Source organism: Vibrio sp. D173a (assembly GCF_030248475.1).
Map to the genome: position 1 here is coordinate 23,964 of NZ_JAHGAH010000095.1, position 13,903 is coordinate 37,866.

10 protein-coding genes and 2 pseudogenes are annotated in these 13,903 nt (G+C 44.8%); 4 read left to right on the forward strand and 8 right to left on the reverse strand.

Annotation, left to right across the window (positions count from 1 at the left end):
- Positions 1-396 precede the first annotated feature (396 nt).
- The 3 genes and pseudogenes from KIV40_RS10975 to KIV40_RS10985 all read left to right on the forward strand — a co-directional run bounded on the left by KIV40_RS10975 (position 397) and on the right by KIV40_RS10985 (position 4,034).
- Positions 397-2,850: pseudogene (locus KIV40_RS10975) on the forward strand (EAL domain-containing protein).
- An 88-nt stretch (positions 2,851-2,938) separates the two neighbouring features.
- Positions 2,939-3,649, forward strand: coding sequence for a hypothetical protein (locus KIV40_RS10980; RefSeq protein WP_012128355.1), 711 nt, complete (start codon positions 2,939-2,941; stop codon positions 3,647-3,649).
- Between the two features lie 184 nt (positions 3,650-3,833).
- Positions 3,834-4,034, forward strand: coding sequence for a DUF4250 domain-containing protein (locus KIV40_RS10985; protein ID WP_005445023.1), 201 nt, complete (start codon positions 3,834-3,836; stop codon positions 4,032-4,034).
- A gap of 23 nt (positions 4,035-4,057) precedes the next feature.
- Here KIV40_RS10985 and metR read toward each other — a convergent pair whose 3' ends face one another.
- The gene (gene metR / locus KIV40_RS10990; RefSeq protein ID WP_285349184.1) at positions 4,058-4,969 is read right to left on the reverse strand and encodes an HTH-type transcriptional regulator MetR; all 912 of its coding nucleotides are present in this window, start codon (positions 4,967-4,969) and stop codon (positions 4,058-4,060) included.
- Between the two features lie 264 nt (positions 4,970-5,233).
- Between metR and metE the strand changes: the two are divergent.
- Positions 5,234-7,516, forward strand: a pseudogene (gene metE, locus KIV40_RS10995) (5-methyltetrahydropteroyltriglutamate--homocysteine S-methyltransferase).
- 95 nt (positions 7,517-7,611) lie between these two features.
- On the opposite strand, the gene KIV40_RS11000 reads toward metE, so the two are convergent.
- The 7 genes from KIV40_RS11000 to luxM form a co-directional block, all read right to left on the reverse strand.
- Positions 7,612-8,013: a GspS/AspS pilotin family protein gene (locus tag KIV40_RS11000; RefSeq protein WP_038889955.1), complete on the reverse strand. Its 402-nt coding sequence runs from the start codon at positions 8,011-8,013 to the stop codon at positions 7,612-7,614.
- A gap of 3 nt (positions 8,014-8,016) precedes the next feature.
- Entirely contained in the window at positions 8,017-8,313 is a 297-nt protein-coding gene (locus KIV40_RS11005; protein WP_005430936.1) for a YciI family protein, read from the reverse strand.
- 120 nt (positions 8,314-8,433) lie between these two features.
- Positions 8,434-8,829 (reverse strand): acyl-CoA thioester hydrolase YciA, encoded by a 396-nt coding sequence (yciA, locus tag KIV40_RS11010; RefSeq protein WP_010649449.1) that lies wholly within the window; start codon positions 8,827-8,829, stop codon positions 8,434-8,436.
- Between the two features lie 143 nt (positions 8,830-8,972).
- Positions 8,973-9,545, reverse strand: coding sequence for a septation protein A (locus KIV40_RS11015; protein ID WP_038889956.1), 573 nt, complete (start codon positions 9,543-9,545; stop codon positions 8,973-8,975).
- Positions 9,546-9,674: 129 nt separating this feature from the next.
- On the reverse strand, positions 9,675-9,917 hold the full coding sequence (locus tag KIV40_RS11020; protein WP_285349186.1) for a hypothetical protein: 243 nt from the start codon (positions 9,915-9,917) through the stop codon (positions 9,675-9,677).
- Positions 9,918-10,011: 94 nt separating this feature from the next.
- The gene (locus KIV40_RS11025) at positions 10,012-12,561 is read right to left on the reverse strand and encodes a hybrid sensor histidine kinase/response regulator (RefSeq protein ID WP_285349187.1); all 2,550 of its coding nucleotides are present in this window, start codon (positions 12,559-12,561) and stop codon (positions 10,012-10,014) included.
- Positions 12,554-13,753 (reverse strand): acyl-homoserine-lactone synthase LuxM, encoded by a 1,200-nt coding sequence (gene luxM / locus KIV40_RS11030; protein ID WP_038889958.1) that lies wholly within the window; start codon positions 13,751-13,753, stop codon positions 12,554-12,556. The genes KIV40_RS11025 and luxM overlap by 8 nt, the downstream gene beginning before the upstream one ends.
- Positions 13,754-13,903: the final 150 nt, after the last annotated feature.

Below are 13,903 nucleotides of genomic sequence, written 5' to 3' on the forward strand. Positions count from 1 at the left end.
CCAGGGAGCGCGAATTATAGCGATTTGATAATCAGGTATCTATACCCAAGTACCCATATCAAGCTTAGTTCAGTAAGTTTTATTGCTAGATGAAAATAACTCGCAATTAGGCTGGTGGTTTTTACTGCGTTATGTCCTTCAAAGCCTTATGGTTATTGGCTTCGCAAGTGATAAGAATTATTTGTTAGCAACAGTGTGCTTATCAAAAACTCTTTCTATAATTTAATTAAGTGCATGCTAATGCACACGTCATTTTGACTGTGAATATTGACCTAGCGTATCGACGTTCCAAATGGTGTTTGACCACTTTGCAATCATAAAACTACAGCAAAATCAGGGGACACCGTGGGTAATCAATATTCGTAGTCATGGCTGATACAAACAGGGGGCTAGGTTATGAGTGAATTAGTGTCTATCGCACAAGGAGAAGTGCAGCCCGCATCCGGTCATTCTCAAGTTATCGATTGGTCTTATGATATCCAGACCCGAGAATTTGAATGTGACCAAAAGGGTATGATGTCCGCATTTGGTTTAAAGAAACCGATTAGCGGGTTGGATGAATTGCTGGAGCATATGTTGTTAGGGCAACGAGACGCTGCAAAAGAAAAAATTGCTCAGATAGAGCGTCATGGAGGGTATGGCAACTTGTCTTGTTGCTTAATGTCAAACGAGGCCATGCTCGTTCACGTCGATATGAGCTTTGAACGCCTGAATGATCACATTGTTCAAGGTACCGTCATTCCTCAATTGACGATCACTGGCAGTGAGGAATTGGCGAAAATCCTCGAAACCATTTTTGACTTGCCCAATGTGGGGATATTGATTGCTGACCAAGATACTCGAATCCTGGGTTGTAATCGGGTTTTTGAACAACAGATGGGGTACGAAAATCGCGATATCATCGGTTTGAAAACCAACATTTTTAGCTCGGAACATCATAGCCAAGCTTTCTACGACGACATGTGGGAGCAGATTGACCAAGCAGGCTACTGGAGCGGTAACTTATTAAGTCGCACTTCAAAAGGAAACCATCAAGCGCACCATTTGTGTATTTATCGTCTTAACTTTACGTCTGGTCGAACCCTGTATCTTGGCGTTTCGACGGATATTTCTGCTTCTCTGCTTTGGATGAAGAAAGTGGGTGAGCAAACCCAACAATATTCTGCCTTTTGCCTCCACGTGATGAGTTTGAAACTCAGCTTGGAAATTTAGCACGAGAAAACAGTAACAAAGACTTGAGCATTGTTATGGCTCTGCGCCCCTGTTTCTCGGAAAAAACGGCGCTTGAACAGCAACTTGGGTTCGCTGATTTTTTAATGCGAAGTCGCCACGCGAGTATTGTGGGTCAGTTATCTAAAGATGTTTTTGCCATCTGTTTGCAAACGCCTCGTTGCCAATGGCTCAGCCCTCTGAGATTGATTCAAATTGCATTGAGAGGCTTTTTTGTGGAATTAGAAGTGAGTTGGGTTCGAGTATGCATGATGTCATTATTGAAGGGCAAACTGGGATATCAGTACTGGGTTACGATACTGACAACCCAAGCATGCATTAGTCCACGCCGCGCAAGCGATGATCTCTTCTCGGTCAGATGACCAAAATTACTTCAGTTTTTATAACAGTGAATTGCACGATGAGTTGGTCAAGCGTTCCCATCTTGAAGCATTTTTGAGAGCGCAAATTGAGAGTCAACTTGTCGATGTTTACTACCAACCTATCATTGAGACTCGAAGTGGGAAAGTGGTGAAGTTTGAGGCGTTAGCGCGTTTTTATCATCAAAATACAACCTACGATACGCAGGAAATGATTGCGATGGTGGAAGATCTTGAATTGATTGCCGCCTTGGATGATGTGGTCTGTCGGAAAGCACTGAAGCAATTAACTCATATCCAAAAGATTTACGGCGAAGATGTTGGCTTAACTATCAATCGCTCGTTGAATACCAAATTAGACGCTCTCCAAGTCCTGCAAAGTTCTTTAGACTTAATTTCTGAGAGTGATGTAGACCCGAGTCTAATTACGATTGAACTTACAGAAACGGCGTATTTTGAGCAAGACCAAGAGCATACGGTAGCGTTGGAGGAGTTGCGCGGGCAGGGCATCAAGATAGCAATTGATGATTTTGGTACTGGTTACTCGTCATTTTCTTACTTGGAGAAAGGGCATTTTGATCTGATCAAGATTGACCGCAAATTTGTTAAGAACATTGAAGAAGGCAGCACGAAATTCCACATCGTTAAGATGATGACTGAGCTAGCCCATAAGCTCAATGTAAAGGTGGTCGCTGAGGGCGTTGAGTCGGAACAGGAATTGAAAGTGCTAGCCAACGTTGGTGTTGATTACATGCAAGGGTATTTATTCTCTCAAGCGGTCCCTCTGGTTTTATTGGATAAGCCGCAATGCCACAAGCCGTTGTTTGATGGGATAGTAGTAAAACCTAATCATGATGAATCGCTGCTCTCACTCAGCCATCGTGATGTGAGGCGTTTAGATCCTGGCGAGCCTTTGTCACTAGCGGTTGAATACATGAACCTTAGCCCCGATGCGCCCTTAGTTGTGATCAATGAAAGGCACTGTGTTGGTCTGATTACTAAGGAGCAGATCAATTTGCATTTAACACCCGCGATGGGGACGGATCTGGAATCGGAGCGAGAGAACCGTATCTGGAAGCGTCCAGTTAACCAAGTGATGAATACGGAGTTCGAACGAGTGGATGCGAGCTTGCCGGTATCTGAAGTGAAAGCCTTAGTTAAAGCGAGGGTCAAATTCCCATGGATTTTATGTGACTCGCAAAACGAGTATCGTGGCTTGCTAACTCAAGAGGATGTGCTGGGTTATTTGGCTTCACTCTAATGGATGCTTACCCATGAGTAATAACTAAAAGCCATATTGGGTTTAGGTGGTTTGGCGGTAGGCGATTTGCTATTATCGCCACCCCAAAATGACTTTTGAGTTTGCATTCAACATGATTCAACAACTGCTGTTAACTTTTCCTCCAATGCTGTTTGGCGCGCAAGCGCTGTTGACCTTGCTGTTGATTAAGGGCGATATCTGTCCGGGTCAACGTGGTCGTTTGCACAAGATGTTGCCATCAATTGGTATTCTTTGGTTAGCAGTGGCTTCATTGCGTATTGAAGCCTTTATGGTCGTGTTCGCGATCTTCTATTTCTACTCTCAAGTTCAAACTAAAAAGACTCGTGAAAAAGGTCCTTTATGGGCACTGCATTTGGCGAACGGCTTGGCGTTTGCTTATGTGAGTATTCAAGTGTTCGAACAACCGCATTGGGCCGCTTCAGCGTCAATGGCACTGATGATCTTCTTCTTAGGTGCGGCATTTGCTCAGCTGCTTCTGGTTATTGCACGTAGCCGTCTGCAAGCTTTCCACCGTATTTTACCTGTGACCGGTGTGGTATCGGGGATGTTGTTGGTGGTGATGACTTTGTTTTCCGCTTATCAATTGGATGAAGCGACACTAAACTCGGTCACGCAACATATCTTGGCATCACTGGCGATGCTGATCATGGCAATTGTGGTTTGGTGCTGGCATATCTTTACTCATAAAGCACCGAACAAAGTTCAGTTAGCAGCGGCACTACTGCTTGCACTTGCTTCAATGACTAGCCTTCAAGGTCTATTTCAGCTAGGTGCGTAAGCCCTTTAGCATAACACTCCTGTCAGAATTCCTATTGGTGAGCTCGGGATTTAGATCGAGCTCACTTTCAAATCATTAGATTAAGTCTACGCTTTAAATACAGCCTCTATTCGTTTAGAGCGCGCCAAGACGCATGTGCTCAACAGAATTGAGGTCGAATACCTTGTTTTAGAGGAGTGTCGCTATGGACTTAAGCAATGTGAGTAACTGGGACAGCATTATCTTGCTGGGTATCGTTAATGAAAAGCTGCGCTTAGAGTGCGACAGCTTTGAAGAACTGGTTTCCATGTATGAGATGGATGTGGAATCGGTGGTGGGCAAGCTTGATATGCTTGGTTACCAATATGACCCACTCACCAATCAATTCAAATCTTACGAACGCTAATCTCGTCTCTCTTTCCGAATTTTCTAAGTCATCTTGATGCCGTCAAGGTGGCTTTTGCATTGCTGGCGTGCGGTTGCAAAGAAGGCTTGTAAGTAACGCTTATCTTTTTCTGAGTTTCGTGTTGCAGCAAACAAGCGACGCCATAACCCATCACCAAAAGGTTTACTTGTGATCAGCCCTTGGCGAGAAAACTCCGATATCGCCCAATTCGGCAATGCCGCTACGCCCAAACCCGCCGACACCATTTGGACCAGCATTAGGGTATTGTCTGCCTGTTTCCATTTGGCAGGTTCAATTCCTGCAGGTTGTAAGAAGTGTTTTACTACATCCAACCTTTGCTTCTGAACCGGGTAGGAAAGCATGGTTTGATCAGCCAGATCGTTTGGCTCAATGATGTCTTTGTCGGCTAACGGATGACTAGTGGAAGTAATCAGACGCATTTCGAAATCAAAGAGTGGTTCATAGTGCACTTCAGAGCGTGGTTGTATGTCGGATGTGATAACCAAATCCAATTCCCCTGCAAGTAAGGCGGGAAGCGGCTCAAAACCAAAACCAGAAGAGAAATCAAGCGTGACACTTGGCCAAGTGAGTTGATATTCCTTAAGGGCAGGCATCAGCCATTGGAAACAAGAGTGACATTCTATCGCCATATGCAAACGGCCATTTACGTCTTCTTTGAGGCTGGCAAGTTCGTTTTCGGCTCTGGCGAGTTTTGGCAACACTTCATCGGCGAGACGAAGCAAGATTTCGCCTTCAGACGTGAACTTTACCGGGCGGGTTTTTCGTAAAAATAGTTGTCCGCCAATACGAGATTCAAGGTCTTTGATTTGGTGTGAAAGGGCGGATTGCGTTAAGTGCAATGCCGTCGCGGTCGCAGTGAGTGACCCTGTATCTCTTAACGAGGTGAGGGTACGTAAGTGTTTCAACTCTATCATGAATCCCTTTCATCCTTATGTATCTGCCATGAGCTTTATTAACTTAACGAGAAAAAGTGGATATGTAAACGTCTAGACGTCTATTTGTTTTAATCTAGTGCGAGTGAGATCGCTCAATATGAAGTTTTTTAGTAAACAAGTTGAATAATTGGATGTTGTCCAATCCATGCGTGAGAGAGATAGTTTTAGCCATCCAGACATCTTGGTGAATTTTGTTCCCGATGTACTGACCTTAATATCAGACACAGAAAAAGGAATACGGACATGGCTACGACAACGCATATTCTCGGTTACCCACGCATTGGGGAAAAACGTGAACTCAAATTTGCACTAGAGAAATACTGGCGAGGCGAGATCGATCAAGCTGAACTTAAACAGCTCGGGGCTGGACTGCGCGAGAAAAACTGGAACACACAAACGGAAGCAGGTCTGAGCTTTGCAACTGCTGGCGATTTTGCTTGGTACGATCATGTTTTAACTACCACATTACTCCTAGGACACATACCAAAACGCCACTCCAACGGATTCCCGGATTTAGACACTTTATTTAAAGTTGGCCGCGGTCAGTCTCAGTCGGGGGGCGGTTGTGCAGGTGCTGCGGCGTCAGACATGACGAAATGGTTTAACACCAATTACCATTACATTGTGCCCGAGTTCAGCAAGGACGATGCGTTTGAAGTCAGTTGGCCGCAGTTGTTTGAGGAAGTGAACGAAGCAATCAAAGCGGGGCATAAAGTAAAGCCTGTACTGCTTGGCCCACTGAGTTATCTCTACCTAGGCAAGGAAGTGGAAGAGGGATTTGATCGCCTTACCCTGCTACCTAGATTATTGACAGCCTACCAAACGATCCTTTCTAAGTTGGCAAGCCAAGGTATGGAATGGGTACAAATTGATGAGCCAATTCTTTCACTTGAACTTGAAGACAAGTGGACTGACGCGTTCAAGTTGGCTTATCAAGTGATTCGCAGCGATGTAAAAGTCCTTCTGACCACTTACTTTGGTTCGGTAAGTGACACACTCGATAAGATTGTCGAATTAAATGTCGATGGTTTACACATTGATCTATCGGCTTCGCCAGAGCAATTGGATGAGGTGATTGCTAAGCTACCAGAACATTGGGTGTTGTCGGCTGGTGTCGTGAACGGTCGTAATGTTTGGCGTACGGACTTAAGCACCCAGCTTGCGCGTTTGCAGTCTGCAAAAGAACGCCTAGGTGACAGACTTTGGGTCGCGAGCTCTTGTTCTCTATTACATAGCCCGGTTGATTTAGACTTAGAGCCAGCATTGAGTGATGAAGTCAAAAGCTGGTTTGCGTTCGCTAAACAAAAAGTCACGGAAGTGGCGTTGCTCGGCCGTGCATTAGACGGAGACCATAATGCGATTCTAGCTTGTGATACCTACAGCCAACCCATTCAGGATCGCAAGACGGCGACTCATGTGAACAAGCCACAAGTGCAAGAGCGACTCAATAGCATTACGGCGTCACTCACTCAACGCAGCGCTCCTTATGCAGAGCGTGCAGCCCATCAAGCTGAGGTACTTGGGCTACCATTGTTACCAACCACGACCATTGGCTCATTTCCCCAAATCGGAGAGATTCGAGTTCAACGCAGTGCTTATAGAACAGGTAAGCTTTCAGAAACGGAATATAACCAAGCGTTGAAAGGGCACATCGCTGATGCTGTTAAGCGTCAAGAAGCGTTAGACCTTGATGTCTTGGTCCATGGTGAAGCTGAACGTAACGATATGGTGGAGTATTTTGCAGAAAACTTGGCTGGCTTCCAAACCACTAAATTCGGCTGGGTACAAAGCTATGGCTCTCGTTGTGTAAAACCTGCCATTGTTGTGGCAGATATTGAACGTGAAAAGCCGATCACGGTTGAATGGTCTACTTACGCGCAGTCATTAACCAGTAAGCAGATGAAAGGCATGCTCACGGGGCCGGTGACGATACTATGTTGGACGTTCCCGTGAGAAGATATCACTCGTAAAGAAATTGCAGAACAGTTAGCGCTTGCACTTCGTGATGAAGTGTCAGACCTACAGGATGCAGGTATCAATATCATTCAAATAGATGAACCTGCAATTCGTGAGGGCTTACCACTTAAAAAACGTGACCATGACGCCTATCTACAATGGGCAGTGGATGCATTTAAGATCTCGGCAGCCAGTGCAAAACCTGAAACGCAAATTCACACGCACATGTGCTATAGCGAGTTCAACGAAATCATTGACTCCGTTGCGGCTTTGGATGCGGATGTGATAACTATCGAGACGTCTCGTTCTAATATGGAATTACTTAAAGCGTTTGAAGCGTTTAATTATCCAAACGAAATCGGCCCTGGTGTTTACGACATTCACTCGCCGAATATTCCGACACAAGAGTGGATTGAAGCACTGTTGAAGAAGGCTGCAGAGAAGGTGCCAGTAGAGCGCTTATGGGTGAACCCAGACTGTGGTTTGAAGACGAGAAACTGGGCTGAGACAGAAGCGGCGTTAGCCAATCTGGTTTCGGCTGCGAAAAAGTTACGAACTGAGCTCGCGTAATGATTACTAGCGAATGGAAATAAAAAAGCGAGGACATTGAGCCTCGCTTTCTTCTTATCTGATTTTTTACTCATTCTAGTGAACGAATAAGCGCATTACTGTGGCTGCTGAGTTGCAGTACAAGTTTGTTCAGATACCAACTCATCCGCCATTAGCTGGCCACGTGAGTTGCGGATCTTAATACGGTACATCAAGCCCATATCAATCTGTTCGCGCACTGCTGGTGTATTGCAGTAAGTGTAAATACTGGTATTTACCACTTGGTTTAATGGCTTAGCACCCAGCGCATCGTCGTTGTAGATCATCATCATCTCAACCACATTTTTGTTGGATGAGATACGTAAAATCTTAAGTGGACCATATTCAAGCGGTAAGCCCGCTGAAAGTACACCCGCACGGTTTGAAGCCATTAGCTCAAGTTGGCGCTGTTTATCATCATTTGATGAACAGCCAGCTAACGCACCAAATGCGAGGAAGAGACACAGTAATTTTTTCATAACTTAAAACACTTTCTTGAACGGTTTTACGATGACATTTTCGTAAACACCCGCCGCTATGTATGGATCGGCATCTGCCCAGGCTTGGGCTTCTTCCAAAGAAGCAAAATCTGCTATGACAGTAGATCCAGTAAAGCCCGCTTCACCCGGATTATCAGAGTCGATGGCTGGCATTGGACCTGCTGTTAGTAAGCGGCCTTCGTCTTGAAGTTGTTGCAAGCGCTCAAGGTGTTGAGGGCGAACACTTAGACGTTTTTCCAGCGAATTCTCGACGTCCTGAGAAAAGATGACGTACCACATAGCATAGTTCCTTAATTGGTAGGGTAAAGTCTTAATTTAACGCCTTTTTTGTGCCACTCACAAGTAAACATGAAAAATTGTGAGACTCTTCCTAGCATTTCTGTTTTATTGAGTTATTCGTTACTTCTGAATTGGACGTGGTTTGCCTTCGCTATCAATCGCAACGTAGTTGAACGTGGCATCACAAACCATGAAACGATCTTCGATACCGTGCTCTTTGATTGGCTTCACCCAGACTTCAAGATCAATGCTCATAGAAGTGCGGCCGATTTTGGTACATTCGCCGTAACAACATACAACGTCGCCGACTCGAACGGGTTTTTTAAAGGTGATGCTTGATACTGATACCGTTACGATTCGACCAGAAGAGATTTCTTTAGCAAGAATACCGCCCGCTAAATCGAGCTGAGACATGATCCAGCCACCGAAAATATCGCCATTGGCGTTAGTGTCGGCAGGCATAGCAAGGGTGCGAAGCAGCAGTTGGCCGCGAGGGGATTGAATTTCCTGACTCATTTTGACATCCATTAAATCTAGCAACGCAGTCTGAGAGGGTTGCAATAAGGCAACGCCAAAAGCCCAGACAGCAAGAACAAAACAGCGACCTAAAAGGTCGCTGTGAATTATCAATATGAACGAATTATAGCAAAACTGAGTTTTTAATCATCAAGCGATACATCGGATGAGTTCTCTTTTTGCTCTTTTTGTTCTTTTGGCATGTGTTTGTAGATGTAGAAGCCCGTTGCAATCATGTAAGCGAACGTCGCAATCAACAAACCAAAGACTTTGAAGTTCACCCAAACATCCAATGGAAGCTCGAAGGCAACGTAGACATTCAAGCCAGCGCAGAACGAGAAAAATGCGACCCACGCCCAGTTAATCTTGGTCCAAATCGCATCGGGTAAGGTGATTTCTTTGCCGAGCATGCCTTTGATTGCTGATTTTCCCATTGCGTGGCTTACGGCTAAACCAATCGCGAAGATTGCATAAACGATGGTCACTTTCCATTTTATGAAGTTTTCATCGTGCAGGAAGATGGTCATGCCGCCGAAGATGGCCACCATAGCAAAGGTGATCAGCTGCATTTTCTCGACTTTTTTGTATAGCGCGAACGTCAATACAATTTGAATAGCAGTCGCAACGATCAGGGCGCCAGTTGCAACGTATATATCGTACATCTTGTATAGGGCGAAGAAGACGATGAGAGGGATAAAATCAAGGATTTGCTTCATGAGGCAAACACTACCTAGTTGTTGAGTTGAGGACAGTCTAGCGAAATCTGAGGCAATGTGAACATTTATAGCGTAGTGGAAACAAAAATTGCCGTAATCAAGACGGCAATTTTTGGGAGAGGGTAGAGGTTACGCGACGCTTTGGTAGCGTGTGAGCAACGTCTTGACGTCTTCGAGGTAACCCTCTCGTAATAGGTTGTCAACGGTGGCTTCCAGCTCGTCATGTGACATGGTGAAGCAGGTAGACTTTCCGGTCATTAGGTTAAGATACTGGTGATATTCTTCTTCTGTGTAATGACCCACGCGATCAAGCAAAAGTGTTTTAACACCGTGATGGATCAAGCCGTAATATGTGTGTCGGTGAAGCATCATGTTCACTCCTTATCAAGTTGCTCCTCCATCCTGTAGAGGACTTGAATCTATGGATAATTCGATTTGTACTTCAGCAATGCATATCAGGTGCCAACTATTCTCTCTCAGCTTCAAAAGAGCTCGATGCAGTGTTTTTGTTCAACCAGTTTCCTAAAACATGACGTAAAGCGTTTAACGTGGTTGGCTTTTCTAGCCTACCGTCCATTAGCTTGTTGATCATGTCTAATTCGCGTTCTCCAGACTCCCCTGATAAAGCGATAATCGGGGTTTGAGGAGACAGCTCTTTAATTCTTTGGCTTGCATCAAATCCATTCATAACAGGCATTTGCACATCCATCAGAATCAAATCTACGTGGTTTGCCTTAAACACTTCGACGGCATTTTCACCGTTGTTTGCTTGTAAGCTGTTAACGCCAAGTTGGTTCAAATACATCTGAACCAGCGCACGTTGCACCTCTTTATCGTCGACGATGAGCACTGTTGGTGCTTGGTTATCCAGTTGTACGTTGGACGCGACTTTATGTTCATTACTTCGTTTATTTTGCTTCCAATCGTTGAAGTAAGGCGTGCGTAATGTGTCTGCTTTTGGTGCATTCGGGACAACAGGGAAGTACAAATGAAATTCTGTGAATTCGCCAAGCTTAGACTCACACTCAATTCTGCCGCCAAAAGAACGCATTACACGCTGGCAGTAGCCCAAACCTAAGCCGCTGCCGCCGCTCTTTTGGTAAGAGAAAAAGTCGTCGAAGATCTTATGAGAGATGGTTTCATCGATACCCGGGCCAGTGTCGCGGAAAATCAGCGTATTCTCGTAAGGACCCGTTTTCGTACTGATCTCAATTTGACTGTCTGGATACGAGTCAAAATAGTAAATTGCGTTACGAATCAGATTGAAAATGACAAAGTTAAATAAGGTTTCATTGAGTTTTGCCACAAAATCAGTGTGCTGTGGCAGACGAATCCTTTCGATGATTTTCTCATTTTCAAAACCGTAATGGCTGACAGCTTGGTCGACGGCTTTATGAATCGAGGTCATAGCGATAGGTTCGTGCTCTGGCGAGCTGTCACTCACTTCTCGCAAAATGATATCGATGAGTTGGCGACCGCGCTGAATTGCGGCTTGGCCATTTTCAATATCTAGTTTGATCTGTTCAACGGGCGCATGATTCTCAATATGCTGTTTCAATGCTTCAAATTGCAACTGAACTTGAGCAAGAGGGTTACGCATTTCGTGAGCAATAGAGTTAGCTAGCGCACGGCTTTGTCGAATACGGCGATCCGCTTCAATGGTACTTTGTACTCGAGTAAGCAAGGTTTGAACTGCTGAGATTTCCTCATTCGAGAACATTTGGTTGTTGCTCTTGTGGGGAGAAACCAATAAGTGCGTAACCGATTTACCTTGCCCATACAGCGGCATAACCAAAGCGGTGTTGTTTGAGCTCATTTTGTCATACAGCGCCTTCATTGAGCGCTTTGCCGATACCTTGTATTCGAGCTCTTCAGAGAGTTCATCAAACACCAACACCGAGCGGTTTGATGAAAGGTACTCTTCGTAAAAGGTTTCGTTGTAGTTACTGGTTACGAGGCGTAGTTTGTCATTGGGAATTTGCAGCAGCTTACCCAGACGGCGCATCGTATCATCAATAGAGAGCTTAAAATCCTCTTCAAGTGACAAGATTTGTTGTACTGGTGTTTTCTTGTCGCCATATATCAAGAACGATGAATATCGGCTGACCTTTTTATACAAAAGGTGCCAAGTAATACCAATAAGGGCGCAGATAGGTGTGGCAATAAGCCACTGATTACTGTCCGTAAGTGGGATAAATATTGCGCCTAAAGGCAGAACGAAAATAGCACAGACCAGCAGCGCGCTAAGAGCGAGGTAAGCAATGTACTTTACGCTGTAGAAGCGGGAGGTCAGCAGTGCATAACCAACAAAGAGCATTTCACTTATCGACAAGGCTGGTGGTAACCAAGTCAACGAGAAATCTCCCATAAAGTAGGTCATACCAAGATGAATAACGGCCGTCGAAAGCATGAATACTAAGATACCAGCGATCATGTAGTTGGTCTTAGCTAGAGTCAGCTTACTGCTGTTTGTTCGCATGGCGACAAGGTTGACGAGCGTCAGTACAACAAAGCTAACGAGGCCGATAAAGAAATAAGAGGTATGCGGGCCAAACTCGATCACGAATTGACTTGGGCCGACAATATCGACGTGCTCTACGGTCAAACCGGGACGCAAATTGATAAACAGCGAGTACACAGTTAATGAAACAAAGATGCCTTGCTGCCATCGGTGTACTTTGCCTTTGCGTTGCTCCGCCGCTAACTGGCATGAGAAATAGTAGGCAAAAGCAAATGCGAAGAAGGAAGCGAGGTTGGCAAACTTAGCCATGAACATGCCAGCCGAAGCTCCGAGCTCGGGCAGTAAATCGGTATGGAAATAAGCATTGCTGCTGATCCACGCAATGATACACACCGAGTACGCAATATAAGCTGCGTGGTGAGTACCAAAGATCACTTCATTTTTTTGCTTAAGTCGATAGCAGTAATAGAAGAGCCACATCATGACGACAGCCACGGTCGCGAGGAGCGTAATGGCTTTGGCGTAGACGATAGCCTCTAGGCTAAAATCAAACATGCTCATCCCTTTCTAACGAACCGCGTTTTCTGCTCGCTCGAACAGCACGTTTATAACCACGAAAGTCGATGTTACTGAATGCTTTGACCATCATTTCAAAATTCCAGAATCCACGGTAAGTCTGTTTGCCATCGTCATTTAAGTCGCAGCATCCCGAATGGAAATACGCCTTCGCATCGATAGCTCGATAAAAGTTGAGCATGAAAGGTTGCTCGATAATAGTGAAGCCAATTTTGTAACCTGTCTGATGCAACACACTCATCAACTCTTTCTGAGCGAGGTAGAGGAAGTAGAGTTTTTGTTGAGCGTTTCCACTTACGGTCAGGCGCAACACTTCGCAAACGGCTTGTGTATTAGACAATTGTAACTTGAATTCGTTATCAAATTCTGGGAGAGAGTAACATTTTAACAGTGTTGAGGGTGTAAATAGCTGTAAACGCGTAAATTCAGAATAGCCATAACTAGGAAAGCAGTAATTCCACTGCTCATTACTAAACTGTGGCGCGTAGCTGAGCCAAGTATCGCGAATAGACCAATCCTGAATAAGCGCGGAAGCCACCAGAGTAGGGCAAGACTCCTGATCTGGGTGTTTCAGTACGATGAAGTGCTTACCAAATTGAGACAAAGACAATAGCGACAGCATCTCGTACCACTTTTCACCTTGTATAAAAAGCTCAAGATTACTCAATGCGATCGCATCACTGAGTGGCATTGCCTGCGGGTGGCTTGGGATTTGTACCATAAGTTGAGTGTCTTCTACTCGCTCAACTAGAGCACCATAGTAAGCATTGTCTTCACAGAGAAGCCGTGGCGCTGGTGATTCGTTTTCCTTCAACGGAAACTTCGCTTTAATAGCGGCAATCTCGCACTCACACCAGAAGTCCAGCCAATGCATAAAGCACTGACCAACGACTTTTTCAAGCAAAGCAGCTTCTTCGGACAGGGTGCTAGGATATCGTTCAATAAGGTCACGATAGTCCATCAACTCAAAGATAATGGAATAGCTTTTGTTAGCATGTTCAGGAAAGAGAGCGGTCAGCTGGTTTTTACGATAGTCCGTAATTGCCTTAAAAAGCTCCGTTCGTTCGTGTGACTGATAAGTGCGGATCACAAGATCGATCAGCACTTGCTGTTTTTTTTCGATAGGCAAACTGTTAGCCGACAGCGAGCCTAAAGACAACATTAATTTCATGGGGTCAACCTAGCCTAGGTTTATGGTTTTTTTATTTATGCCGCTCTTATATCACTTGAGAAAAAATATGCCATTAGTTTCTATTTAAACGGTTACGTAAGGCAGGTTTGAGATGAAAAAAAACCGCTCTTTTGAGCTAACTCCTATCAC

Coding starts and splice junctions, on each gene's coding strand:
- KIV40_RS10980 (WP_012128355.1), top strand. CDS start 2,939: ATGACTTTTGAGTTTGCATTCAACATGATTCAACAACTGCTGTTAACT.
- KIV40_RS10985 (WP_005445023.1), top strand. CDS start 3,834: ATGGACTTAAGCAATGTGAGTAACTGGGACAGCATTATCTTGCTGGGT.
- metR (WP_285349184.1), bottom strand. CDS start 4,969: ATGATAGAGTTGAAACACTTACGTACCCTCACCTCGTTAAGAGATACA.
- KIV40_RS11000 (WP_038889955.1), bottom strand. CDS start 8,013: ATGAAAAAATTACTGTGTCTCTTCCTCGCATTTGGTGCGTTAGCTGGC.
- KIV40_RS11005 (WP_005430936.1), bottom strand. CDS start 8,313: ATGTGGTACGTCATCTTTTCTCAGGACGTCGAGAATTCGCTGGAAAAA.
- yciA (WP_010649449.1), bottom strand. CDS start 8,829: ATGAGTCAGGAAATTCAATCCCCTCGCGGCCAACTGCTGCTTCGCACC.
- KIV40_RS11015 (WP_038889956.1), bottom strand. CDS start 9,545: ATGAAGCAAATCCTTGATTTTATCCCTCTCATCGTCTTCTTCGCCCTA.
- KIV40_RS11020 (WP_285349186.1), bottom strand. CDS start 9,917: ATGATGCTTCACCGACACACATATTACGGCTTGATCCATCACGGTGTT.
- KIV40_RS11025 (WP_285349187.1), bottom strand. CDS start 12,561: ATGTTTGATTTTAGCCTAGAGGCTATCGTCTACGCCAAAGCCATTACG.
- luxM (WP_038889958.1), bottom strand. CDS start 13,753: ATGAAATTAATGTTGTCTTTAGGCTCGCTGTCGGCTAACAGTTTGCCT.